This is a genomic window from Pirellulales bacterium (assembly GCA_035499655.1).
GTDB lineage: Bacteria > Planctomycetota > Planctomycetia > Pirellulales > JADZDJ01 > DATJYL01.
On the sequence record DATJYL010000048.1, the window covers coordinates 1 to 23,987 of the forward strand.

Sequence of the window (23,987 nt, forward strand, 5' to 3'; positions counted from 1 at the left end):
GATCCACAAAGCGCAGGTCCTAAGTTACATGAAACTTCTTAATGTGCCGCTCGGGCTGCTACTGAATTTTCACGAACTGAAGCTAACAGACGGCATCAGTAGACTCATCCTGCCTGGAGCAAATATTTGACACAATGAGAAATTTCCCGAAACCAAATTTTACAGGAGGAAACGGAGGAAACAGAGTTCCGCTGAAGAAATTTCGTCTTTTCCTTCTGTTGGTTTCAGCGAATATCTTTTTTTAGAAAAAGAGCTAAAACAAGCGGCAACTAAACAATTGAATGTGTTTCTGAAAGTTTTTCTCTCCGTTCCCTCCGTTATCTTCTGTTCAATGTCCGGTTTCCGACAGCTTTACCAACAGCGTTATGGCCGAAACACAACCGCCGGAACCACGCCGCAGCCGGGAGGAAATTCTAGCGACGGTTCGCGCACATCAACCGCTCGCCAGTGAGTTGCCCACGCTGGATCGCCAGTGGATCACCTACCCAGACCGGCCGGCCCAATTCGCCAAGGTTCTTTCTGAAATCGGCGGGCAATTTGTGCGCGTGTCCTATGCGGCAGCGGCTCATGTTGCGCTGGGCGAAATTCCAGCGTATCGCGATGCCAAGCAATTCATCTCGCTCGTGCCTGGCATTGGCACATCAAATGTCGATTTGACCGCAATCAGCGATCCGCACGCCTTGGAGCCGATCGACTTCGCCATTCTATCGGGCAATTTCGGCGTGGCGGAAAACGCCGCCATTTGGGTGACCGACCGCAATTTGCCGCTGCGGGCCCTGTTTTTTATTGTGCAGCATTTAGCACTGGTGTTGCCGGCCGGCCAAATTGTTGACAATATGCACCAAGCCTACGAACGAATAAAGTTCGATCGGGCGGAGTTCGGCGCGTTTATTGCCGGGCCTTCCAAAACGGCGGATATCGAGCAATCGCTGGTCATTGGGGCGCACGGGCCGCGGTCGCTGACAGTGTTTTGCATCGGATGACGCGGGCTACCGCTCATGCACCAGAAATCGGCTGGAACGCGGCCTCCGGCTGCGGGCCACTGCCGGCGACCCACACCGCGGGCGAATTCGTAGAAAAAAACATTGGACCCTGATTTTGTCTCACGGCGAGGATGTTCATGATGATTCGGCAGAACTGGCATCGACTGATTCCCTGCGTACTCCTTGGGTTAGTGATGAACTGGGCCGTCAGCCTGCGGGCTGATACGATCGAAAAGCCGCAGTTGAAGAGCGGCATCGACCGCGACACATTCGATTCATCCGTCAAGCCCGGCGACGATTTCTTTCAATACGTCAACGGCCAATGGATCAAGGAAAACCCCATTCCCGCCGAATATAGCCGCTGGGGCGCGTTCCCGAAGCTGCACGACGACAATCTCACGCACTTGCGCGAAATTGTGGAAGGGCTTTCCAATCAAACCACGCCGCTGGATGCCGATTCGCGGAAGCTCCGCGATTTCTATCAAACGGCCATGGACGAAAAACAGCTCAACGACCAGGAAGCCAAGCCGCTGGCGGACACGTTTGAGAGCATTTCAAAAATTAAAAGCACCGACGAATTGATCTCGCTGATCGGGCAGTTGCGCGCTTCGGGGCTTTCAGCGGGGCTATTCGGATTTTCCGCCGATCAAGACGAAAAGCACAGTTCGCAGTATACCATCGTCCTTTGGCAAGGCGGACTCGGTTTGCCGGATCGCAGTTATTATTTAGACACTACCGACGACTCAAAGCGCATTCGCGATCAATATCGGCAGCACATCGAAAACATGTTTAAGCTGCTCGGAGATTCGCCGGAAGCGGCCAAAGCGGCCGCCGACACAGTCTTGCGAATTGAAACACAACTGGCCGAGGCTTCCCGCACGCCGGTGCAATTGCGCGATCGGGAAGCGCAATACAACAAAATGACCTCGGCCGAACTGGCCGAGTTGACGCCGAATTTAGATTGGAGCGCATTTTGGAAACTCGTGAATGCCCCCGCAGTGACCGAAGCGGTCGTCGGCCAGCCGGAATTTTTCAAGCGCGTCAATGAATTGCTGAAATCGACACCGATTGCCGATTGGCAAACCTATCTGCGCTGGCACGTCATTCACTCCGCCGCGCCCTATTTGAGCGACGATTTTGTCAACGAAAACTTCCATTTTTATGGCGCCCAGTTGCGCGGCATCAAGCAATTGCAGCCCCGCTGGAAACGGGCGATTGGCACATTGGACGGCCAAATGGGCGAGGCGCTGGGCCGGCTGTACGTCCAAAAATATTTTCCGCCGCAGGCCAAACAGCGAATGGACGAGCTGGTCAAAAACCTGATGCTGGCCTACAAGGAACGCATTGAATCGCGCGATTGGATGAGCCCGGAAACCAAGCAGGAAGCGCTGGCCAAGTTGGCGGCGGTGCGACCGAAAATCGGTTATCCGAACAAATGGCGCGATTATACCGCACTCGAAATTGGGACCGATTCTTACCTTCAAAACGTAATGCGGGCCGATGCCTTCGACATGCAGTACCGATTGGCGCGACTGCACAAGCCCGTGGATCGCGACGAATGGTCCATGTCGCCGCCGACGGTGAATGCCTACTACAATCCAAATCTCAACGAAATTGTCTTCCCCGCGGGCATTTTACAGCCGCCGTTTTTCGACATGACCGCTGACGACGCCGTGAATTATGGCGGCATTGGCGCGGTCATTGGCCACGAAATTACGCATGGCTTTGACGATCAAGGAAGCCGCTCCGATGCCGACGGAAATTTACGCAACTGGTGGACCGCCGACGACCGCGCTCATTTCACCGCCAAAACCGACAAGCTGGTCAAGCAGTACAACGAGTGCAATCCCATCGAAGACCTGCATATTAACGGCCTCTTGACATTGGGCGAAAACCTGGCCGATTTGGGCGGCGTCACCATTTCCTATGCGGCGTATCAAAAATCGCTGAACGGCAAGCCGGCGCCGGTCATCGACGGCTTCACCGGCCCGCAGCGGTTCTTCATCGGTTACGCCCAGGTGTGGCGCGGCTCGCAGCGCGACGCCGATTTGAAAGTGATGCTCCGCACCAATCCGCACTCGCCGGAGCATTTCCGTACTTTGGTGCCGCTTTCCAACGTCCCGGCTTTTTACGAAGCGTTTGACATTCAGCCCGGGCAGAAAATGTATCGCCCACCGGAGCAGCGGCTGGAAGTGTGGTAGCAGACCTCGGAAATTTACACTTCGCTGTGGCCTCTGAGCACGCTTTTAGGCGTAGTCCACGGTTTGGCATAAGCCGAAATCAAGAAGGCAGGCGGCCACAACAGTCATGTCTATTCAACCACGGCAAGCAACCGTCGTTTGCGGACGGCCCGCACGAATTCCCGGTAATCTTTTTCATTTTGATCGGCGTAAGATTCCGCAAAGTCGGCAATGGATTGATCGAACCGATCGCTGGCCCCAAGATATTCGCTGATCGTCTTGGGGTTCCCGCTGCGGGCATGAGCACGCGCCAACACCCATCCGCAATATTGCGCATAGACATTCATGGTAGGCGGGTCATACACCTCGACCATGGGCTTGACTTTGACATCGTGCAATTGGCGGATGTAGAAATGCCGGCCCCCGCGGCCGTAAGTCCAACCGAGGAATAAATCGCTGGCCGCCTGCATCAGCCGCTGCCCAATCACCACACGCTCGCCATGACTATCGTATTCCGACTTTCCTAAATACGGCTCCAACACCGACGAATTGGCTTCCTTCACCTGCAAGAACAGCGGATCCTCAGGGCCAGCCATCAGCAGCAAAATTCCACAGCGCGTTCCGACGCTGCCAACCCCGACGACCTTGACGGCATGATCGGTCAACGTATAGCGGTCGATCAGCACTCGGCGCTCGTCAGGCAGCGTTTTGCGGTAACGATGAAAGGCTTGCTGCAAGTCTTCAATAAACTCGCGCGCTTCGGCATGCCGTGGGTGATACACCAGCGGCGGATTATCGCGGATTTTCGGCTGATCTTTCTCCAGTTCGACGAGTTTTGGAAAATCGTGTTCCGTACCGCCGTGGGCAGCCTTGCGAATGTCGGCTTGGGCCTGCTCGCGAAACGATTTTTCGGGCAAGTGATCGAGCAATTCGTCGACATCGATTCGCTCATACCAAATTTCGAGGGCCGGCATTTGCGAATATCTGGCCATTTGCTCGCGATAGCTGCAGGCACAGGCCAAGGCCGCGCCGCGCGCTTGCCCACGCTTAAATTGGTTGTGGCGACCGGCGATCATGAAGCTGGCGGTCAACCGTTTCAAATCCCATTCCCAGGGCCCGGGCAAGGTTTCGTCGAAGTCGTTCACGTCGAAAATTAAATGCCGCTCAGGCGTGGCGAAGACGCCGAAATTCATCAAGTGGCAATCGCCGCAGAGCTGGACCTTCAAACCCGTGATGGGAGTGCGCGCCAGGTCGGCGGCCATAATCGCGGCGGCCCCTCGATAAAAAGCGAACGGCGATTGGAGCATCCGGCCATAACGGATCGGCACCAAATGCTTGACGCGCCGCGCGCTGGAGGCAACCAGAATCGCAATCGGATCGTCCCGATCGGCCGGCGCCGACCAGTCGGCATGGCTGGAACGCGGCACATGCTGACGCAATTCTTTGCCATGCACGTGGCGGTGGCTGATCAGGCGATGCTTGCTTGCCAAAGCATTTGCACGCGATGGCGAGGGAGCTTTTTCGGTTTTCTCTCGTTCGGTTACGATTGTTTTGTTCATGACATTCACCTAGCTGGTACGTCGGCGAAAATCGTCGGTTTCTATAGAGTTAATAGAACAGTGAAAAAACCTCAGTCAAGCATAATCGAGGGATAGTAGTGGGCCAATTTGAACATAGCCCGACTGTGTCAGTCGGGAAAAGCGGCTGTCGGAATTTCAAATTGTCCCAACACCCGAGGGATTGTGGCATCGGCCACGCCCAGGCCATTTTTTTCAGGGCCATCAAGCGAGTTACAGAAGCGGGAAGGCCAATTGATAGCAACTGTGCTTTCGGCAAAACGGAGAGGATGGGATTCGAACCCATGGTGGGCTGTGACACCCACACCGATTTAGCAAACCGGCGCTTTCGACCACTCAGCCACCTCTCCAGCGATGGCGCAAACCGCCACAGCGTAACGGTTGCCAGGCCGTAATTCTATTGATTCCACTCCACGCCGCAAGGTTCAGTTGATTCCCGGTGGAGTGGATGGCAAGAAGTTTCCGGATTTTATCTCACCAGGCCGGGTTTGACGTCGAGACTCAATGGCTCGGTCAAACCTGCTTTCAGCCGCTCCAGGGCAATCGCCCCCATCACGGCGTTGTCGGTGCACAGTTGCGGCGGAGCAATGTGCAGCGTGAAGTCGCGCTGGCGGCAAGCTTCCTCCAGGCGCTTTCGCAACCGCAAGTTGGCCGCCACGCCGCCGCCGACGGCCAACGTCTTCAGGCCGGTTTTATCGAGCGCCAACGCCGATTTGTCGACCAAACAATCGACCACCGCTTCCTGAAAGCTGGCCGCTAAGTCGGCCACGGTTTTTTCGTCCAGATGCAATGTGTCGGCCGGCGGCGCCTTGCCGGGCGGATAAATTTGATACCGCACCGCTGTTTTCAGTCCACTAAAACTGAACGCCAGTCGATCGCGGTCTTGCAAAAAGGCGCGGGGAAAATCGTAAGCCTGCGGATTTCCGCCGGCTGCGGCCTGCTGAATCGCCGGTCCGCCAGGGTACGGCAATCCCAGCAGGCTGGCCACTTTATCGAACGCTTCGCCCGCGGCGTCGTCGATGGTGCCCCCCAGCAATGTGAAGTCGAGCGCCGTCTGGCAGCGATACAAACTGCTGTGCCCGCCGCTGACAATCAATCCTACGCAGGGAAACAAATGCTCCGCGCCGGCCACGCGGCAGGCGTAAATGTGCGCTTGCAAATGATCGACTGCCACCAGCGGCTTGCCCGTCGCCACGCACAAGGCCTTGGCCGCGGCCAGGCCGACGAGCAGCGAACCGGCCAGTCCCGGCGTGTTGGCCACGGCCACAGCATCGAGTTCGTTCACCGTCAGGTTCGCCCGGCGAAGCGTCTCGTCGATAACGGGCAAAATCCGCTCCATGTGTGCCCGCGAGGCAATTTCCGGCACCACGCCGCCGAACCGCCGGTGCAAATCGTCCTGCGACGCCACCACCGAGGAAAGCACCACGAGCGGCTCGGCAATCACAGCCGCCGCCGTTTCGTCGCACGTAGTTTCCAAAACAAGGATGCGCATGGGGCAGTGCCAGTTGTCAGTGGTTGGTGCCAGAAGTAATTGGTCATTGAGCGGTGGCCGGGCGGGTTACGAGCGGAACACGCTGTGCCACAGCAAGGCGGTGCCGGCGACCGCGAACATAATCCCGGCGGTAACCACATGGTAGGCATTGTGGTTGGCGCCCAGCATCACATTTTGGTGATGCGTCGACATGCGATCCATGGCCGCCAGCAGGTTGCCCCAAAAGTGCGACAGGCCGCTGTCAGGGCTGAGGGTGATTAAGCCCGCCATGAGAAGCAGAACCAGGCCGGCCATCAGTTCGAGGATGCGGCCGGCGGAGCCGCCGAGAAAGCGCAGCGGTTCGTCGTCGGCCGGCTCCCGTGGACCGCGCTCGATGAGTTTGGCCTCGGCCACGGCTTTGGCGTGCAGCTCTTCGGCGGCCTGCTGTTGCTGGACCACGGAAACCTGATTGGCGCGAACCAGGCCGCCGTCGTGAATCCACTGGATGATGCGCGGCAAATCGTCGGCATCGAGCCAGACGCCGTGACGACCGCAAATATCGATAATCACGCTGCTGCCGTGGCCGTAATTTTGGCGGATCATCAATTGCTGACAGGTGGGGCAATGTCGGTAGTACAAATCACCGTCGGGCGGAGGAGCATCAGCGTGCGGCGCGCGGGCAGTGGTGGGAGTTAAACGGGGATCGATATTCAACCCTTGCTGGGCCGCTTGCTCGGTGAGCTGTTGAAACGACGCGTGGCTAAGCCACAGGCCGCCGCAGCGCTGGCACTCCATCGTGGAAACATCTCCCAGAGCGCGGCTGCTGAGGACGTGGCCCTCGCCGCAGGCGGGGCAAACCAATTGCGAGGCGTCGCCGGCCGTGGTTTCCGGGTGAATGGCGGCGCCGCAGAATTCGCAAAACCGGGCCTGATTGCTGACGCGGGCAAAGCAGTGCGGGCAAACGGTGTCGAGATCGCGGTCATGGAGCGAGAATTCCGCGCCACAGTACGCGCAGCTGAGGGCGCCTTCGGTGCGCGGGGCGCCGCAGTGAGAGCAGCACACCGGTTTGGCTTCCTGTGATTGCGGGGCCGGAACGGTGAGAATTTGCCCACAGCGGCAGTGAAAGCGAGTGCCCACGCCCAGTTGGGTGGCATCGTACTGACGTTTGCATTGCGGGCAAGCGACCAGGAGGCGGCGCATGATGATACGATGCGGCAGTAATAAGATGAATTGTTTTGCGGCGGTAAATGACGGCCCGGCCACGCGAGCGGGAGCCTTTTGTTATTCGCGATACGGGAGAAAATATTGCTGCGGAAGGAAATAGCCGGACGGCCACGCCGTCCGGTCCTGAGGCTGTGAGCATCCAGCTATGGCTACCGCAGGTTCGTGAAAGTGTTTATTGCGTGTGGGCCAGCTCGGTGGACAAGTAATCCAGCGCTTTTTGCAGTTGACGGTCGGTGAACTTCGAGGTGTGAGGGACGAGGGACGAGGGTTGAGCGGCGGCGGATTTTTCCGATTTGCCCGGTGCGGTGACATCGGCGGAGGATTTGGCGTCGTCGTGGTGGACCTCATCGTGATGCGCGTCGTCGTGATGAGCATCATCATGCGCGTCCGCGGATGGTTTTTCTGGGCTGGCGGCGGCCAGGGTTTGCGGCGGTTTCTCCTCGTGGGAGTGGCCGGGGACAATGTCGCGCTGGCGGCGGTCTGCCAGCAGGGCGCCCATTTCGCCGTCGGACAAACGCACCTCGTAGCCGTCGTTGGGCTTCACGCCCCATTCGTCCGTTTCCTTGGAATCGGGAAAGCGATGGATGTTGTGACCGTTGGGCCGCGTGTAAGTGGCGGTGGTCAACTTCAGCGCGCTTTTGCCGTCTTCCAGCTCGATCACGTTTTGCACGCTGCCTTTGCCCCAGGTCCGCTCGCCGATGATGACGGCCCGATCGTGGTCTTGCAGGCAGGCGGAAACAATTTCGCTGGCGCTGGCGCTGTATTCGTTCACCAGCACGGCCATGGGGAAGCCTTCGAACTTGGTCGCGGGGGTGGCATCCCACACGCGCTCCGGACTGTTGCGCCCCTTGGTGCTGACAATGCGCCCCTCGCTAATGAACATGTTGCACACGTCGATGGCCGACGTGAGCAGCCCGCCGGGGTTGAATCGCAAATCGAGCACCAGGCCGCGCATTTTTTGCTGCTTCAGCGTTTCCAGGGCGCGCTTCAAATCGTCGGCGGTATCCCGGCTGAAGGCGGAAATGCGGATATAGCCGATGTGCTGGTCCGTGTCGAGCATGTAATTCCACGTATCGTCGCTCTGGTGCGAATCGCCCATCACCGTGTCGACGTGAATCAGTTCGCGCTGGATGGTAAAGGTTTCTTCCTTGCCGGTCAGGGCGTGGCGCACGGTGAACGAGACGGTGGTGCCGACTTCGCCCTTCAGCTTGCGGACCACATCGTCCAGCGACATGCCGCGAATCGATTCGCCTTCGATCCGGATGATTCGGTCACCCGCCAACACGCCCGCCTTATAGGCCGGCGTGCCGACCAGGGGCGTGCTGACTTTCACCTGGCCGTCGTCGGGAGTGATTTGAATGCCGATGCCGCCGAACTGGCTTTCGACCGTGGTGCGGAAGCCGTTGATTTCGTCGGGGCTGATGTAACTGGAATAGGGATCGAGCTTGCCCAGCACCCCTTTAATGGCGGCTTCCATCAGCTCGCGCCGGTCGATCGGCTTCACATAGTTGCGTTCCACCTGGTCGATCGTGTCGGCCAGCGATTTATAAAATTCGTAATCTTGATCTTCCAACTGGCGACGGGCCGCGGCTTCGGCAGGGGTAACCGGGCCGGGTTTGGCGCCATCGGCGGCTGATCCTGAGCTTTTATCGTCGGCGGGTTTCGCGGAATCAGTCGATTGATCGTCCGACGATTTGGCGGAGTCGCCGGCAGGCGGGGTGGACTTTTTCTCAGATTTCTCCAGCGATCCCGGCGCGTCGGGGTCGGCTTGCGATTTGCCCTCGGCGGGTTTTGCGTCCTCGGATTTGGGGTCAGCGGGTTTGCCGTCGGCGGGTTTAGCGTCCGTGGCGGCGCCGTCGGCCGCATGGGCGGTTCTGGCCAAAGGAGTTGTGAACACCAGCGGGGCCACGGCGGCGCCGCAGGCTGCGGCAAACATCCACAATCCAAGCAGGCGGCCCAGAGCAGAAAATTTGCCGATGCGACGAACAGACGCCTTCATTGCAAGTACTCCAATTTTCCTTGTTCCATAACGCCCAGGTGCAATCGAAAAGCCCGGTCCTCAATGGTCACTTCATTATAAACGACTTTCTGGGAGGGGAGCATAGCGTTTATGCAGAACATTCTGGCCTTGCGGGGAGCATGCCACCGAGCCCTTGCCGCACGAATCGGCTTGTACGGCAGCGGCTGAAAGACCGTCCTGCACGGCATTTTACGCGCCACTGGTTTGTGGCTGCGGTGACTACAGTCGTTGCCCGGAGACATCCGATTGGTAAGAGCGGCATGGTCTAGCGCAGGGCAGCGCATAAGTTCCACCACCGCGCGAAAGCTGGGAGCCCTAACGCGCGCATTTTCGTGTGGAAGGGGGACCCGTTTGAAACCGTCGTTAAGCGTGCTGCTGTCGGTCCATAACGCCCAGGCGGTGCTCCAGGCCGGCGTGCATAAATTGTTGGACACGTTGCCGGAACTGACCAACCGCTTTGAAGTATTGATCATCGACGACGGCTCGACCGATGCCACCTCCGAAGTGGCCTACGATTTGGCCCGCGATTTCCCCCAAGTAAAGGTGACCCGCCACGCCACCGCCTTGGGTTGGGCCGCCGCCCTGGCCAAGCAAGCGCGATGTGCCCGGGGTGAATTTTTGATGATTCATTGCGGCGGCGCGATCGACGCCGACGAAGTGGTTTCGCTGTGGCGAATGCGCAATCGCATGGCCGCGGCGGCAGGTGCGCACACAAATGCAAAGGATAAGGCCGGGCCGCGCGGAAAATCGTGGCGGGTGGACGCCCAATCGCAGACAACCGTGCCGCCGGCGGCGGGGAAAATCCAGTTCACCCAACTGCTCGGCGGAAAGTGCCTTCACGCCCGGGCCCCCAAATCCAACTTCTTATTGCTCGGGCGGGGGCAGTTGGAGCGGCTGGAGCATTCGCTGGCGGCCATTCCGCGGCCCAATTGGTTGGAAGCACCCGCCCCGAAACGGAGCCACAGCCAGCAGGCACTGAATAAACAGCACAACCTGAAATCGCCCAGCATTTTGGGGCGCGTGCGGAATTTCACGTTGGGTGAGTAAGCCGATAGGCAGAACCTGCCCAGCTGTAAGCCGGTGATGTCATGGCCGGCGATTTGTGGCGCTGCAGCTCGCTTTGTTCCATCCCCGTCCCCGTTTTATTGCGCCGAACTCTCGGTTAGAATGCACCGCTTGCGGCAATCACAGAATTGCCGACTTTTCAGTCTAAATGCGCGGTGCATTGGGTCCGCGCTTTCTTACGGGGAGGTTTCGGCCATGAGGCGTTCGAAAATCGCTTCGAAAGATAACGTTAGCAAAATTCTGGAACGCGCGCTTGACGCCGGCGAGGGTCTGCTGCGGCTCACGCCCACGTGGGTGCCGCGCAGCTTTTTGCACCCAGGCAAGCGCATCAAACTGCATCCGGACGATTGGTATGCCTACGGCGCCCAGCGCGGCGGCATTGACGAACGCTGGTTCGCCAGCACCACCGAAGCCGCCAACGAAGGCCGGCTGCCCGACGAAGGGTTAAGTTACGCAGCGTTTGGCGGCGAGCGATTCACGCTGCGCGATGCCGTGGCCGAGGCGGGAGCGCGGCTGATCGGCCGAGCGATGTTCGACAAATACAAACACTGGCCGGTGTACTCCAAATTCTTCGACAACATGGGCCCCATTCCGCATCACATGCACCAGGGCTTCGAGCACGCCAAGCTCGTGGGCCAGGAAGGCAAGCCGGAAAGTTATTATTTCTGCCCGCAATACAACAACTGCGACAATCATTTTGCGTACACCTTCATGGGCTTGGAGCCGGGCACGACGAAAGCCCAAGTGCGGCGGTGCCTGGAGAATTGGAACCAAGGGGACAATGGCATTTTAGATTTGTCGCGGGCCTACCGGTTGAAGCGCGGCACGGGTTGGTTGATTCCGCCGGGGGTGCTGCACGCGCCGGGCTCGCTCTGCACGTACGAGCCGCAATGGGGAAGCGACGTGTTCGGCATGTTTCAATCGATTGTCGAAGGGCGGTACGTGCCCTGGTCGCTGCTGGTGAAAGACATGCCCCAGGAAAAACACCACGATTTGGATTTCATCGTCAGCGAGCTCGATTGGGAACGCAACGTCGACACGCATTTCAAAGAACACAATTATTTGGAACCGATTGCGGACAGCGCGAAATCGGGCTCAGGCTTCACCGACCGCTGGATTGTGTACGGCACAATCGACGGCGTGCAGCTGTTCAGCGCCAAGGAATTGACCGTGGAGCTCGGCGCGAAGTGTGTGCTGAAAGAACCCGGCGCCAGCGGTTGGATCACCGTACAAGGCAAGGGACGGATGGGGAAGCTGAATTTGCAAACCCCGGCGATGATTCGCTTCGGCGAGGAAACCGAGGACGAAGTTTTCATTTCGCACGAAGCAGCGGCCCGCGGCGTGGAAATCGAAAACACCGGCAGCGAACCGCTCGTCGGGCTACGTTATTTCGGCCCCGACGTGCACGCCAATTTGCCGAAGGTGGGTGATCACACGAGATAACCCAAGCCGACGGCTCCGCCGTCGAACGAATTGCAAAAAACATAACCATTTCAACCCCAAGCCGACGGCTCCGCCGTCGGATAACCGACGACCAAGTCGTCGGCTTGGGAATGAAATTGAATCCTCAATGGAATATATCCATGCCCAAATGGTGGCTCATCACCTGGACGACTTACGGCTCCTGGCTGCCGGGCGATCCACGTGGATTTCGCACTTGGCGAAAGCGCGAGTATGTGCCGCCGCCCAAACGGTACGCGGCTCCCGGAGAACCCGTTTACAATCCATCGGTTTATGCCGAGAGGCGTCGTATTGCACAGCAAACAACCGCCGCATCGATTTCGTTAACCAAGCGGCAACAACTGTGCGTACTCAATGCGACAGTCGACGAAATCCGACAGATGGATGTAGTGCCAGCCATCATTTCCATCGGGACAACACACGTGCACTGGCTGGCGCAATTTGAACGGCTTTCAATTCGCTTGGCAGTCGGTCGTATCAAAGCAAAGGCGACCCTCTCGCTAAGAGAGATTGGCTTTGACGGTAAGCGACCCTGGACCAAAAACTGCCACATGGAATCGAAACAAACCGACGACGAATTTCATGGTGCCTTTCGATACATACACCATCACGTACATGAAAATTGCCTAATCCATGTCTGGCCGAGCTTTGCGGACATTATCGACGAGATCTTAAACTCGTAATGCCCAAGCCGACGGCTCCGCCGTCGAACGAATTGCAAAAAAACATAACCATCCCAACCCCAAGCCGACGGCTCCGCCGTCGAATAACCGACGACCAAGTCGTCGGCTTGGAAATCCATATTTCAAATCCGGAATCATCCATCATGCCCACGCACACGCTGCCCAAGTTGCACAACGCCATGTGGCCGGGTTTGGTCGGCAAGGAAGCGGGGACCGATCATCCGCCGATCAGTTTGGACCGCATGCTGGAATTGACGGCCGCAGCCACGGTCAACGGCCAAAAATTCGACGGTGTCGATCTATTTCTCTTTCATCCGCATACCGATCCCGATGCCGGCGAAGATGAAATTCGCAATATGGCCGATAAAATTGCGGCCCACGGATTGGCCGTCGGTTCACTTGTCGCGCCGGTGTGGCCGGGCACGGTTGGCGATTCAGCGATGGGGGACGCCACCGCCCGGAAAAAATTTGTGTTGGCGGTGGAGAAAGCCTGCCGCATTGCGCGCATCCTCAATCAACACGGCGTGCGGAAGTACGGGGTGATTCGCATTGATTCAGCGGACAATCCCGCGCATTGGGCAGCCGATTCGAAAGGCAACACAAAAAAAATCGCCGACACTTTTCGCGAAGCCGCCAAAGTGGCAAAAAATTTCGGCGAACGCTTGGCCGCCGAGGGAGAAATTTGCTGGGCCGGCATGCACAGTTGGCGCGACATGCTCAATTTGCTGGAAGCGGTCGACATGCCCGACACGGTCGGTTTTCAGGCCGACTTGGCTCACACGTATTTATATTTGCTGGGCTGCAACGCCCCGGAGCACGCGCTGGCCAAGCCGAATCACAGCGACGCTGAGTTTTGGCACGCCTACGAAAATATGGTGAACGCCTTGCGGCCCTGGACGATCGATTTCCACGTCGCCCAAAACGACGGCAGCGTGCACGGCACCGGCAGCCACGACAAAACCGGCCGCCACTGCCCGGCGGACGATCCCAACGGCAAACTCGACATTGTGAAGTGCGCCGGCTACTGGCTCAAAGACGCCGCCCAGCGCGGCATCAAACACATCTGCTGGGACGGCTGCATGTTCCCGAATGCGATGCTGGAAACGCAGCAAACCTGGAACACGATTTTGGGCGTGATGCTGAAAGTGCGGGAAACCTGCGGTTGGAATGACTAATGACGAATGTCTAATGTCTAATGAATGACGAAGTACAAATGTCGAACGATGGCCAGCCACAACAGCGCTCAAAATATGATCTCGAAGAACGAACCGCTAAGTTCGGCGAATCGGTGGTTCGCTTCGTTAAAGGCATTCAATTGACAGCGGTCACCAATCCAATTATCGGTCAACTAGTTCGTAGTGCGACAAGCATCGGGGCCAACTACTGCGAGGCCGACGATGCCGGCTCTCGAAAAGAATTTCTATATCGCATCAGCGTTTGCAAACGAGAAGCTCGCGAAACAAAGCATTGGCTTCGAATGCTAGTCGCCGCTCTGCCGGAATTGAAAGCCAATGCACGCACATTGTGGGTTGAGGCGAAGGAATTACACCTTATCTTTGCCGCCATTTTCCGCGCCAAGACAAAGAAATGATTTCGTCATTCGGAATTCGTCATTCATTAGACATTCGTCATTCGGAATTCGTCATTTTCATCCCTCTCCCAAACTCACATGACTAAACCAATTAACCTCGGCCTCGTCGGTTACGGCTTTATGGGCCGGGCGCATTCCAATGCATATCGGAAGGTGAACAATTTTTTCAATCTGGAATACCGGCCGGTGCTGAAGGCGGTTTGTGCGCGCGATGAGAAGAAGGCGAAAGCCTTTGCCGAAAAATGGGGTTATGAATCGGTCGAGACCGATTGGCGAAAGCTCGTCGCCCGGAAAGATATTGACGCCGTCGATATTTGCACGCCCAACAATTTGCACAAAGAAATTGCCGTCGCGGCGGCTGCCGCAGGCAAAACCATTCTGTGCGAAAAGCCGCTGGCCATGAACGCCGCCGAAGGGGCCGAAATGGTAGCGGCCGTCGAAAAAGCCGGCGTGCCGAACTCGGTCTGGTATAACTACCGCCGCGTGCCGGCCGTCACCTTCGCCAAAAAGCTGATCGAGCAGGGCAAGCTGGGCCGCGTGTTTCACTATCGGGCGAATTTTTTGCAAGACTGGACCATGTCGGCCGATTTGCCGCAAGGCGGCCCAGCGCTGTGGCGGCTCGATGTGGCGGCCGCCGGCAGCGGCGTCACCGGTGATTTGCTCGCCCATTGCATCGATACGGCCCTGTGGCTCAACGGCGGCATCAGCACCGTTAGCGCCATGACCGAAACCTTCATCAAGGAGCGAAAGCACACGCTCACGGGCAAAGTGGAAAAAGTCGGCATCGACGATGCCTGCGCGTTTTTGTGCCGATTTGGGAATGGCTCGCTGGGACTGTTCGAATCGACTCGTTACGCCCGGGGGCACAAGGCGCTGTACACGTTCGAAATCAATGGCGAGCATGCCAGCATCAAGTGGGATTTGCACGATCTGCACCGATTGGAATGGTTCGATCATCGCGATGAAGGCCCGCTGCGCGGTTGGCGCAGCATTCACGTGACCGACGGCGAGCATCCCTACATGAGCCATTGGTGGGTGCCGGGCTTGCAAATCGGCTACGAGCATTCGTTCGTGCATCAGGTGGCCGATTTTTTGGATGGCCTGGCCAAAGGCAAACCGACCAGCCCGACATTCCGCGAAGCGCTGGAAACGCAAAAAGTTTGCGACGCCGTGCTAGCCAGCGGGAAAAGCGGGCAGTGGACGCGCATCGCCTAAAAATGCTACGCTGCTGGGGCACTTCCGCTTGAGCGGAATTTTCAAACGCATTCCAGCTTCCTCCCTTTGAACTTGCTTCACAGAATTTCCCGCCATGCCCAAATACATTGTCCGTTATGGCGCGATGCGGTTTCTGGGGATCATGGCGACCCGCGGAGAGGAAGTGTTTACGCGCGGCTCGCAAGTGGTGGCGCGCACCGACCGCGGCTTGGAATGCAGCGTGGTGCTGAGCGAGGCCACGGAAGAAAGCACGAAGGAACTGAAGAATCCCGTTCAGGGACAGATTTTACGGGCGATGACGCCAGCCGATTCAGTGGAGCTGTCGCGTCTATTGGCCCAGCAGCGCGACGAGTTTATCAAGTGCCGCGAGCTGGTGGCCGCTTCCGGCCTCCCGATGGAACTTGTCGATTTGGAACACATTTTCGGCGGCGAACGGATCGTGGTGTATTATCTGGCGGAAAATCGGGTCGATTTTCGCGATTTGGTGAAGCAGTTGGCCGGCGAGTTTCAAACCCGCATCGAATTGCGGCAGATCGGCGTGCGCGACGAAGCCAAACTATTGGCCGATTACGGCGATTGCGGCAAGCCGGTCTGCTGTAACACGCATTTGAGCGAAATGCCGCCGGTTTCGATGAAAATGGCGAAACTGCAAAAGGCCACGCTGGACCCCACAAAAATTTCCGGGCGTTGCGGGCGGCTTAAATGTTGCCTGCGTTACGAGTACGATACGTACGAGCAACTGCAGAAAGAGTTGCCGCCGGTCGGTTCCGAAGTGCTCACGCAGCGCGGCCGGCAGCGCGTGCTGGCTCACGAAATTTTAGCCCAGCAATTGTTGGTGGAGACGGAAGACCATCGTCGGTTGCTGATTCCCGCGATGGATGTGCTGACGGTTCTGAAACGAGGAGCCGAAGACGCCGACACCGGCGGAACGGCCGGCGAAGCGGAAGCGTGATAACCCAATCGAATTCCTAGACCATACCTCTCGAATCACCACCATGCCGATGCTTGATCCTGCCCATCCACTTGCCAAACTTTTGCAGAGCGACAAACGCTATAAGTTCGAAGCGTATGCTTTCGTGTTCGAATCACTGAATTATGCCCAAGAGAAAATGGGGCTCGGGCAGGAACAACCCACCGAAGAGGAAGAGGCGGAGCCGACCGCTAAACACAAAGAAGAACCCGCGGCCAAACGCAAACAGGAGCCCACGGCTAAACGCAAGGAGGAACCGGAGGCTAAACGCAAGCGCAAATTGGAGCGCCACATGACCGGCCAGCAATTGTGCGAGGCCATTCGCCAGTATGCCTTGGAGCAATTCGGACTGATGGCTAAGGCCGTGCTGAATAGTTGGGGCGTGCGCAGCACCAGCGATATTGGAAATATCGTGTTCAATTTGATCGAGATTGGGCAGATGCGGAAAACCAAACAGGACAGCCGCGAAGATTTTAACGACGTATTCGATTTCGACACGGCCTTGGTGCGCGACTTTAAAATTACGCCGGCCCCGCAAGCCCAAGCGGAATGACGGAAACAAAATGGCTCGCACGAGCAAGGTTCGATGGCCAACATCAGCAAACCACGCCGGCAACAAAAGGTTGTGGCCCAGCCCGCTCAGGAAGAACCTCGCCCCGCGCCTCGTCGCTGGCAAATTGTGTGCTTGGTGTTCAGCGCCATTCTGTTGATTGCTTGGCTGGGAGCATTGTCGTGGATGGCTTGGAAATGATGATTCGCTTTGCGCTCCGACCGTATGTGCCTACCGGCAAAGCAGTTTCCGCCGGTCCAGCTTCACCCGCTTGCAAGGCTCAAGTGGGCGTGCGAAAATCGGCCTCGTTCGCTCGCGGCTGACCATTCGCGGTTTACTTTTACCGCCACGTGATTGGCAAGCGATTTTTTCAGATCGGGTCCAGCGCGGAGGTGTCATTGGATGAACGTGGTGCCAGTGGGGAATCATGTCGTAATTAAGCGTATGGAGGGAGAGAAAAAAACAGCCGGCGGCATTGTCCTGCCAGATAGCGCCCAGCAAAAGCCGCAGCAGGGGCGCGTGCTTTCGGTCGGCGACGGCCGGCGACGCAAAGACGGCGCCCGCCTGCAAAGCCAGGTTCAAGAAGGCGATCGAGTGCTGTTTTCGACGTATTCGGGCATGGAAGTGGAAGTCGACGGCGAAAAATTGCTGATTATGACCGAAGACGATATTTTGGCGGTGATCGATTAGCCAAGCCAGTGGCTGAGCGATGATCGACTCTCCTGCAGCGTGTTGTATAATTAAGCATCTAACCAATCGCCGCCCAGCGATGTGCGAAACGCGGCCGAACTGCCTGTGTTCTTTCCTGGGAGGTGGATATGCGCATCTCGCGAAAGCATTTTCTGGCGTCTGTTGGCTGCATTGTCTTGGTTTCGGGTTTCTCGTTTTCTTATCCCGCGGCGGTCTTGGCGGCAGATAGTGCTCCGGCCACAACGGACCAAAAGGGGGCGGCTCCTGTCCAATTCGACCCGCAGCTTTATCAAACCACGGTCGATCGGGGCGTCGATTACTTGCTGAAGAAGGGCGAGGCCGACGACGGCTCCTACAGCGCCCAAATTAGCCCGGCGGTAACCGCCATCTGCGTCGACGCGCTCTTGCGCAGCGGCCGTTCGCCGGATGATCCAGCCATTGCCAAAAGTTTGAAGTATTTGGAAGGCTTCGTGCAGCCGGATGGCGGCATCTACCGGCCGGACTCGGCCATTCAGAATTACGAAACCAGCATTTCCATCATGTGCTTTGCCGAAGCGAACAAAGACGGCCGCTACAAAGACTTGATTAAAGCCGCTGAAAATTATGTGAAAAGCATCCAATGGGGCGCCGACGGGAAAACCGACGATTCGGCCCTGCAATACGGCGGCGCCGGTTACGGCCGCACGAAAACTCGGCCCGATTTGTCCAATACCAGTTTCTTGCTCGATGCGCTGCAAGCCGCCGGCGCGGAAGCCAACGACGAAGCAGTGCAACGCGCGCTCGTGTTTGTGTCGCGCTGCCAAAATTTGGAAAACAAATACAACACGACGCCGTTTGCAGGCAAAATCAACGACGGCGGTTTTTATTACACGCCGTGTGATGACGGGCAAAGCCCCGCCGGAAAAACCGAAGACGGCGGCTTGCGCAGCTACGGCTCGATGACCTACGCCGGGCTGAAAAGCATGATCTTCGCCGGACTCACGCCGGAAGACGAACGCGTCAAAGCCGCCCTCGACTGGGTGAAAAAACATTACGATTTATCGCGCAACCCGGGCATGGACCAAAAGGGCTTGTACTACTATTACCACACTATGGCCAAGGCGCTCAGCGAATTGAAAAGCGACACCTTCACCGACGACAAAGGCGTAGCGCATGCGTGGAAGGCCGAATTGCTGCAGGAATTGGCCAAGCGGCAGCAAGACACCGGCGCGTGGGTGAACAGCGCCAACCGTTTTGACGAAGGCGACCGGAATTTGGTGACCAGCTATGCGCTGTTGTCCCTCAGTTACTGCAAGCCGGCCGGTGCCAAGTAAATGGTGCCCACTGCGTAAATGATTCAGCCACACGGCAGCCCGGGGAGTAAATTCCTCGGGCTTTTTTCATGCCGTCGTTTTTTTAAAGCGCTAAGCGTTACAATAAAACCATGTCGCCGCCAAACTTTATTTTCGTCACCTGCCAATGCGGCGCGGAAGCCGCCGTGAAAGCGGAAATCGCCCGTAAGTGGCCGGCCTTTCGGTTCGCATTCTCTCGGCCCGGTTTTCTCACGTTCAAAATCCCGCCGGGCGCGGCGCTGGCCGACGATTTTGATTTGCACAGCGCCTTCGCCCGGGCCTATGGTTTTTCGTTAGGCAAAGCGGATGGCGAGACCCTCGACGAACGCGCTCGCCAGGTGTGGCAGTTGGCCGCCGAGCGCGAGTTTGAAGTGCTGCACGTTTGGCAGCGCGATTTGCACGAGCCGGGCTATCGCGGTTACGAACCGGGTTTGACCGAAGCCGCCACGCAGGCCGATTCCGCAATTCGCGCGCAGGGCGCTGAGCGATCGGCGCAGGAATTGTCGACGCCCGGTGAAAAATTAACGCCTCCATCCGCTAGCGGTTTAGCAAGCGCCTCGAGCGGTTTAGCGGTCGTCGTTAAAAAGGCGCGGCATTATGAGCCGCCGAACTCCGCGCGCGCCACTCAGCTCGTGCTCGATTGCGTCATCGTCGAACCCAATCAATGGTGGATCGGTTATCATCGGGCGAGTTCCATTTGCTCGCGCTGGCCCGGCGGAATGTTTCCGCTGGAATTGCCCGCCGATGCGGTTTCGCGGGCATATTTGAAAATGGAAGAAGCGCTGGCCTGGTCGCGCATGCCGCTGAAAGCCGGCGACGTGTGGGCGGAAATTGGCAGCGCGCCCGGCGGAGCCAGTCAGGCGCTGCTACGCCACAGCCTGAAAGTGATCGGCATCGATCCGGCCGACATGGACCAGCACGTGCTGGCAAATCCCCATTTCACGCATTGGAAAAAACGGGGCGCCGACATCCGCCGCCGCGAATTTCGCAAAGTGAAATATTTGGCCGCCGACATCAACGTCGCGCCGGCATACACGCTTGATACCGTCGAAGCCATTGTCACGCACCCGGAAGTCAAAATTCAGGGGCTACTGTTGACGCTGAAGCTGCTCGATTGGAAATTGGCCGAACAACTTCCGGAATTTCTCGACCGAATTCGCTCCTGGGGCTACAGCCACGTCCGCGCCCGCCAACTGCACCACAACCGGCAGGAAGTGTGCGTGGCGGCGCGGCGAAAGGAAAAGTAGCTGGCGCGGCCACCGTCCCAGCCGACGGCTTTGCCGTCGAACGAATTACAAAAAAACATAACCATTTCAACACCAAGCCGACGGCTCTGCCGTCGCATACCGATGACCAAGTCGTCGGTGCCATAACCGCCAGAAAGTTTGCCTGGCGGCGCGGCGAAAAGAAAAGTAGTTGGCGCGGCCACCGCCCAAGCCGACGGCTTTGCCGTCGCATACCGACGACCAACTCGTCGGCCTGAACTCACCAATCCGCCGGTGGATGCAGCGTGCCGCTGGTGATTTCACGGCGGCCTGCTGTCGTATCCAACAGCAGTGCGCCATCGGGCGCAATCCCAGCGCAGCGGCCGGTGATGGTTTGTTCTCCCTGATAAACCGTCAGCATTTTGCCGCGCTGCAGGCACAGCATATCGAATCGCTGGCCGAGAATTTCCAGCGGCTGGCCCAGTTGCACGAGCGCGGCTTCCATGTTTTCCAAAATGGCCAGCAGCAATTCCGTGTGATCGTGCGTGCGGCCGGTGAGATCGCGCAGCGTGGCGATAGCATTCCGCAACGGCGGCGGCGCATCCGTGGCCGTGTTGTTGCTGTTCAGGCCAACGCCAATGATGTGGTACCCAGCCGGCAGCACTTCGACCAAAATGCCCGCCAGCTTTTTGCCGCCGACAAAAACATCGTTGGGCCAGTGCAGACCCAGCGGTTGTTCCGCCAGCCGCGGAGCCAGCGCATCGATCAAGGCCACACCGACGGCCAGCGACAGCCGAGGCACCATGCGGCGCTCGAAACCGAACTGTTGCGGATCAACCAGCAGGCTAAACGCCAAGCTACCCTCACCCGTCCACCAGCGATTGCTGGCCCGGCCGCGGCCCGCGGTTTGAGTTTCGGCCACAACCAGCGCCGGCAGCGCGATTCGGCCGGCGGCAGCCTCGTCGGCCAAAGCCCGGGCGCGCGTTTGCGTGCTATCCAGCTCCGGATGATGCTCGGCGTGCGCCAGAAACGTGCTGCTCAGAAGTGCTTGGGTATCAATCATGTTGTTTCTCGACGCGCGGCCCTCTCAATCTAAAGTCCCCAGCCGAATTTAAGCCACAACTGGCCCAATTGGTGGTGGGACAATTTGAACACAGCCCGACTATGTCAGTCGGGAAAAGCGGCTGTCAGAATTTCAAATTGTCCCACAACTGGCCCAATTCCACGGCTTGAAGTCGTCGCGGTTCATTTGCGATAATGCCCAGTTCACCCGCACAGCCAAAGTTTGTGCTGCCAACGCGCCGCATCCCAAATTGGTTCGCAGCAGCCAATATGGCAGCCCTGCGGGTTCCCAGTCAAAGCCCTGGCCATGCTTACATATCGCTTTCAAATCATTGCCGTCCAATTACTTATGCCGCAAATTCAGTTTATGGCGCGCCGCTTGCATTTTACCGGGCCGACTGGCCGGTTCCCTGCGCCGATTGGCAGGTTCCCCAGGTCGTCGGCCGATCGTCGCCGCATCGAGCATGCTTCTACGGTTGCCTGCGGTTTTCGGCCGTTTTTCCACCGGTTTTCGACCGTTTTTCACCGTTTTTACCGTTTTTCATCCAACGATAACTCTGGGAGTTAGGCAATGAGTGCGACGGCAACTAAATCCAAACCCAAAACCTCGAGCAAGACACGTCTGCAACCCTTGGGCGACCGCGTAGTCGTGGAACGTGACGAATCGGAAACACGCACCTCCGGCGGCATTTTGCTCCCCGACACCGCCAAGAACAAGCCGGCCCGGGGAACGGTCATTAGCGTCGGCGACGGCAAGCTCACCGACGACGGCAAACGCAAGCCGCTGCAAGTCAAACCGGGCGACCGCGTGCTGTTCACCAGTTACGCTGGCGAACAATTCAAAGTCGGCGACAACGAACTGCTGCTCATGCACGAAGAAGCATTCTGGCGGTGATCGAAGGCTGAAATCTATTGAACCGCAGAGGCGCGGAGATGCTGAGAAAACAGGAAGATAAAATTGGCAAGTCTTTCTCCTCTCCGCGACTCAGCGTCTCTGCGGTTCTCCCAATGCGAAAAAATCAAACTCATAATTACTCAGGAGTAAATTCCACATGGCAAAGATGATTGCTTTCGATCAGGAAGCCCGCGAGGCAATGCGGCGCGGCGTTTCCAAATTGGCCCGGGCCGTCAAAGTCACGCTGGGCCCCAAAGGCCGCAACGTCATTCTGCAAAAAAGTTTTGGCTCGCCGACCGTTACCAAAGACGGCGTGACCGTGGCCAAGGAGATCGACCTGGAAGACGTGTACGAAAACATGGGCGCCCGGATGGTGCGGGAAGTAGCGAGCAAAACCAGCGACGTGGCCGGCGACGGCACGACCACCGCCACGGTCCTGGCCGAAGCCATTTTCAACGAGGGGCTGAAGGCCGTCGTGGCGGGCGTGAACCCCATTCACATGAAAAACGGCATTGAAAAGGCCGTGGCCGACATCATCGACAAGCTGCACAAAATGTCGATCAAAATCAAAGGCAAAACCGAAATGGCCCAAGTCGCCACGGTGGCCGCCAACAACGATCCGGAAATCGGCAGCATTTTGGCCGACGCCATGGAGCGCGTCGGCAAAGACGGCGTCATCACCGTCGACGAAGGCAAAAGCCTCAAGACCGAAACCGAATGGGTCGAAGGCATGCAGTTCGACCGCGGTTATCTCTCGCCGTACTTCGTGACCAATCCGCAGCAAATGAAGTGCGAATTGGAAGACGCGTACATTTTGGTTTACGAAAAGAAAATTTCCAACGTTAAGGAACTTGTTCCGGTTCTGGAGCAAGTGGTGAATGCCGGCAAGCCGCTGTTGATTGTGGCCGAAGAAGTGGAAGGCGAGGCGCTGGCCACGCTCGTCATCAATCGGTTGCGGGGCACGTTTGCAGTGTGCGCCGTCAAGGCGCCGGGCTATGGCGATCGCCGCAAGGCCATGCTGGAAGACATTGCTGTGTTGACCGGCGCAACGCCGGTGTTCGAAAGCCTGGGCACCAAGCTGGAAAGCCTGACGCTGGCCGACTTGGGCCGCGCCAAGAAAGTGATTGTCGACAAAGACAACACCACGATTATCGAAGGCGCGGGCAAAAGCACGGAAATCAAGGGGCGGATTGAATCCATCCGCCGCGAAATCTCCACCTCCACCAGCGATTATGACAAGGAAAAGCTGGAAGAACGGCTGGCCAAGTTGGCCGGCGGCGTCGCCAAAGTGAACGTGGGCGCCGCGACTGAAAGCGAAATGAAGGAGCGCAAAGCCCGCGTCGAAGATGCCCTGCACGCCACGCGTGCGGCGGTAGAAGAAGGCATTTTGCCCGGCGGCGGCGTGGCGCTGTTGCGGGCCAGCACATCACTCAAGCCGGAAGGTTTGCAGCACGACGAAGAAGTGGGCTACAACATTGTCGTGCGTGCCTGCCGTGCTCCGCTGACAATGATTGCCGCTAACGCCGGCCAAGACGGCTCCGTGGTGTGCGAGAAAGTTGCTGAACTGAAAGGAAACCACGGTTACAACGCGGCCACCAGCGAGTACGAAGATTTGGTCAAGGCCGGCGTGATCGACCCCACCAAGGTTACCCGCACGGCATTACAAAACGCCGCCAGTGTGGCCACGCTGTTATTGACCAGCGACGCCCTAATTGCCGACAAACCGAAAGAGGAAAAAGGCAAGAAAGGCCCAGCCGGCCACGGCGGCTACGACGACATGTATTAATGAGGGCGCAGGGAGTAGGATTCAGGGC

Annotated in this window: 21 protein-coding genes and 1 tRNA gene; 16 read left to right on the forward strand and 6 right to left on the reverse strand. The window is 57.8% G+C overall.

The genetic code is table 11. From position 1 onward, the window contains the following. Nucleotides 1-365 precede the first annotated feature (365 nt). Both VMJ32_03025 and VMJ32_03030 read left to right on the forward strand, forming a co-directional pair. Complete coding sequence (locus VMJ32_03025) at nucleotides 366-983, forward strand: LUD domain-containing protein (GenBank protein ID HTQ37970.1); 618 nt, start codon at nucleotides 366-368, stop codon at nucleotides 981-983. 137 nt (nucleotides 984-1,120) lie between these two features. Then, nucleotides 1,121-3,184 carry a M13 family metallopeptidase gene (locus VMJ32_03030; GenBank protein ID HTQ37971.1) on the forward strand — a complete coding sequence of 688 codons (2,064 nt, stop codon included), beginning with the start codon at nucleotides 1,121-1,123 and terminating at the stop codon, nucleotides 3,182-3,184. Nucleotides 3,185-3,294: 110 nt separating this feature from the next. On the opposite strand, the gene VMJ32_03035 is transcribed toward VMJ32_03030, so the two are convergent. From VMJ32_03035 to VMJ32_03055, 5 genes are all read right to left on the reverse strand, one after another. Next, nucleotides 3,295-4,722 (reverse strand): DUF2252 domain-containing protein, encoded by a 1,428-nt coding sequence (locus VMJ32_03035; GenBank protein HTQ37972.1) that lies wholly within the window; start codon nucleotides 4,720-4,722, stop codon nucleotides 3,295-3,297. Nucleotides 4,723-5,001: 279 nt separating this feature from the next. After that, nucleotides 5,002-5,090: transfer RNA gene (locus VMJ32_03040), tRNA-Ser, on the reverse strand. A gap of 119 nt (nucleotides 5,091-5,209) precedes the next feature. Further along, nucleotides 5,210-6,232: a tRNA (adenosine(37)-N6)-threonylcarbamoyltransferase complex transferase subunit TsaD gene (gene tsaD / locus VMJ32_03045; GenBank protein ID HTQ37973.1), complete on the reverse strand. Its 1,023-nt coding sequence runs from the start codon at nucleotides 6,230-6,232 to the stop codon at nucleotides 5,210-5,212. Nucleotides 6,233-6,298: 66 nt separating this feature from the next. Continuing rightward, a complete protein-coding gene (locus VMJ32_03050) occupies nucleotides 6,299-7,411 on the reverse strand; it encodes a zinc ribbon domain-containing protein (protein HTQ37974.1) in 1,113 nt (370 codons plus the stop codon). A 196-nt stretch (nucleotides 7,412-7,607) separates the two neighbouring features. Continuing rightward, nucleotides 7,608-9,434, reverse strand: coding sequence for a S41 family peptidase (locus VMJ32_03055; protein ID HTQ37975.1), 1,827 nt, complete (start codon nucleotides 9,432-9,434; stop codon nucleotides 7,608-7,610). Nucleotides 9,435-9,806: 372 nt separating this feature from the next. On the opposite strand from VMJ32_03055, the gene VMJ32_03060 reads away from it, so the two are divergent. The 12 genes from VMJ32_03060 to VMJ32_03115 all read left to right on the forward strand — a co-directional run bounded on the left by VMJ32_03060 (nucleotide 9,807) and on the right by VMJ32_03115 (nucleotide 20,258). Next, nucleotides 9,807-10,502 (forward strand): glycosyltransferase family 2 protein, encoded by a 696-nt coding sequence (locus VMJ32_03060; GenBank protein HTQ37976.1) that lies wholly within the window; start codon nucleotides 9,807-9,809, stop codon nucleotides 10,500-10,502. Nucleotides 10,503-10,715: 213 nt separating this feature from the next. After that, nucleotides 10,716-11,963 carry a hypothetical protein gene (locus tag VMJ32_03065; GenBank protein ID HTQ37977.1) on the forward strand — a complete coding sequence of 416 codons (1,248 nt, stop codon included), beginning with the start codon at nucleotides 10,716-10,718 and terminating at the stop codon, nucleotides 11,961-11,963. Between the two features lie 140 nt (nucleotides 11,964-12,103). Continuing rightward, the gene (locus VMJ32_03070) at nucleotides 12,104-12,664 is read left to right on the forward strand and encodes a hypothetical protein (GenBank protein ID HTQ37978.1); all 561 of its coding nucleotides are present in this window, start codon (nucleotides 12,104-12,106) and stop codon (nucleotides 12,662-12,664) included. Beyond that, entirely contained in the window at nucleotides 12,664-13,839 is a 1,176-nt protein-coding gene (locus VMJ32_03075; protein ID HTQ37979.1) for a TIM barrel protein, read from the forward strand. The genes VMJ32_03070 and VMJ32_03075 overlap by 1 nt, the downstream gene beginning before the upstream one ends. A 20-nt stretch (nucleotides 13,840-13,859) precedes the next feature. Then, nucleotides 13,860-14,255, forward strand: coding sequence for a four helix bundle protein (locus VMJ32_03080; GenBank protein ID HTQ37980.1), 396 nt, complete (start codon nucleotides 13,860-13,862; stop codon nucleotides 14,253-14,255). Nucleotides 14,256-14,333: 78 nt separating this feature from the next. Then, nucleotides 14,334-15,470: a Gfo/Idh/MocA family oxidoreductase gene (locus tag VMJ32_03085; GenBank protein ID HTQ37981.1), complete on the forward strand. Its 1,137-nt coding sequence runs from the start codon at nucleotides 14,334-14,336 to the stop codon at nucleotides 15,468-15,470. 94 nt (nucleotides 15,471-15,564) lie between these two features. Next, nucleotides 15,565-16,422 carry a regulatory iron-sulfur-containing complex subunit RicT gene (gene ricT / locus VMJ32_03090; GenBank protein ID HTQ37982.1) on the forward strand — a complete coding sequence of 286 codons (858 nt, stop codon included), beginning with the start codon at nucleotides 15,565-15,567 and terminating at the stop codon, nucleotides 16,420-16,422. Nucleotides 16,423-16,471: 49 nt separating this feature from the next. Next, a complete protein-coding gene (locus VMJ32_03095; protein HTQ37983.1) occupies nucleotides 16,472-16,993 on the forward strand; it encodes a Minf_1886 family protein in 522 nt (173 codons plus the stop codon). Nucleotides 16,994-17,026: 33 nt separating this feature from the next. Further along, nucleotides 17,027-17,191: a hypothetical protein gene (locus VMJ32_03100; GenBank protein HTQ37984.1), complete on the forward strand. Its 165-nt coding sequence runs from the start codon at nucleotides 17,027-17,029 to the stop codon at nucleotides 17,189-17,191. A gap of 201 nt (nucleotides 17,192-17,392) precedes the next feature. Then, on the forward strand, nucleotides 17,393-17,680 hold the full coding sequence (locus VMJ32_03105) for a co-chaperone GroES (GenBank protein HTQ37985.1): 288 nt from the start codon (nucleotides 17,393-17,395) through the stop codon (nucleotides 17,678-17,680). 128 nt (nucleotides 17,681-17,808) lie between these two features. Continuing rightward, nucleotides 17,809-18,993, forward strand: coding sequence for a hypothetical protein (locus VMJ32_03110; GenBank protein HTQ37986.1), 1,185 nt, complete (start codon nucleotides 17,809-17,811; stop codon nucleotides 18,991-18,993). A gap of 110 nt (nucleotides 18,994-19,103) precedes the next feature. Next, on the forward strand, nucleotides 19,104-20,258 hold the full coding sequence (locus VMJ32_03115; GenBank protein ID HTQ37987.1) for an SAM-dependent methyltransferase: 1,155 nt from the start codon (nucleotides 19,104-19,106) through the stop codon (nucleotides 20,256-20,258). A gap of 238 nt (nucleotides 20,259-20,496) precedes the next feature. Here VMJ32_03115 and VMJ32_03120 read toward each other — a convergent pair whose 3' ends face one another. Further along, complete coding sequence (locus tag VMJ32_03120) at nucleotides 20,497-21,279, reverse strand: biotin--[acetyl-CoA-carboxylase] ligase (protein ID HTQ37988.1); 783 nt, start codon at nucleotides 21,277-21,279, stop codon at nucleotides 20,497-20,499. A gap of 570 nt (nucleotides 21,280-21,849) precedes the next feature. Between VMJ32_03120 and VMJ32_03125 the strand changes: the two genes are divergently transcribed. Then, a complete protein-coding gene (locus tag VMJ32_03125; protein ID HTQ37989.1) occupies nucleotides 21,850-22,173 on the forward strand; it encodes a co-chaperone GroES in 324 nt (107 codons plus the stop codon). A 157-nt stretch (nucleotides 22,174-22,330) separates the two neighbouring features. Further along, a complete protein-coding gene (gene groL, locus VMJ32_03130) occupies nucleotides 22,331-23,959 on the forward strand; it encodes a chaperonin GroEL (GenBank protein HTQ37990.1) in 1,629 nt (542 codons plus the stop codon). Nucleotides 23,960-23,987: the final 28 nt, after the last annotated feature.

Coding starts and splice junctions, on each gene's coding strand:
- groL (HTQ37990.1), top strand. CDS start 22,331: ATGGCAAAGATGATTGCTTTCGATCAGGAAGCCCGCGAGGCAATGCGG.
- VMJ32_03035 (HTQ37972.1), bottom strand. CDS start 4,722: ATGAACAAAACAATCGTAACCGAACGAGAGAAAACCGAAAAAGCTCCC.
- VMJ32_03120 (HTQ37988.1), bottom strand. CDS start 21,279: ATGATTGATACCCAAGCACTTCTGAGCAGCACGTTTCTGGCGCACGCC.
- tsaD (HTQ37973.1), bottom strand. CDS start 6,232: ATGCGCATCCTTGTTTTGGAAACTACGTGCGACGAAACGGCGGCGGCT.
- VMJ32_03050 (HTQ37974.1), bottom strand. CDS start 7,411: ATGCGCCGCCTCCTGGTCGCTTGCCCGCAATGCAAACGTCAGTACGAT.
- VMJ32_03075 (HTQ37979.1), top strand. CDS start 12,664: ATGCCCAAGCCGACGGCTCCGCCGTCGAACGAATTGCAAAAAAACATA.
- VMJ32_03095 (HTQ37983.1), top strand. CDS start 16,472: ATGCTTGATCCTGCCCATCCACTTGCCAAACTTTTGCAGAGCGACAAA.
- VMJ32_03065 (HTQ37977.1), top strand. CDS start 10,716: ATGAGGCGTTCGAAAATCGCTTCGAAAGATAACGTTAGCAAAATTCTG.
- VMJ32_03030 (HTQ37971.1), top strand. CDS start 1,121: ATGATGATTCGGCAGAACTGGCATCGACTGATTCCCTGCGTACTCCTT.
- VMJ32_03105 (HTQ37985.1), top strand. CDS start 17,393: ATGAACGTGGTGCCAGTGGGGAATCATGTCGTAATTAAGCGTATGGAG.
- VMJ32_03085 (HTQ37981.1), top strand. CDS start 14,334: ATGACTAAACCAATTAACCTCGGCCTCGTCGGTTACGGCTTTATGGGC.
- VMJ32_03025 (HTQ37970.1), top strand. CDS start 366: ATGGCCGAAACACAACCGCCGGAACCACGCCGCAGCCGGGAGGAAATT.
- VMJ32_03125 (HTQ37989.1), top strand. CDS start 21,850: ATGAGTGCGACGGCAACTAAATCCAAACCCAAAACCTCGAGCAAGACA.
- VMJ32_03080 (HTQ37980.1), top strand. CDS start 13,860: ATGAATGACGAAGTACAAATGTCGAACGATGGCCAGCCACAACAGCGC.
- ricT (HTQ37982.1), top strand. CDS start 15,565: ATGCCCAAATACATTGTCCGTTATGGCGCGATGCGGTTTCTGGGGATC.
- VMJ32_03055 (HTQ37975.1), bottom strand. CDS start 9,434: ATGAAGGCGTCTGTTCGTCGCATCGGCAAATTTTCTGCTCTGGGCCGC.
- VMJ32_03100 (HTQ37984.1), top strand. CDS start 17,027: ATGGCCAACATCAGCAAACCACGCCGGCAACAAAAGGTTGTGGCCCAG.
- VMJ32_03115 (HTQ37987.1), top strand. CDS start 19,104: ATGTCGCCGCCAAACTTTATTTTCGTCACCTGCCAATGCGGCGCGGAA.
- VMJ32_03110 (HTQ37986.1), top strand. CDS start 17,809: ATGCGCATCTCGCGAAAGCATTTTCTGGCGTCTGTTGGCTGCATTGTC.
- VMJ32_03070 (HTQ37978.1), top strand. CDS start 12,104: ATGCCCAAATGGTGGCTCATCACCTGGACGACTTACGGCTCCTGGCTG.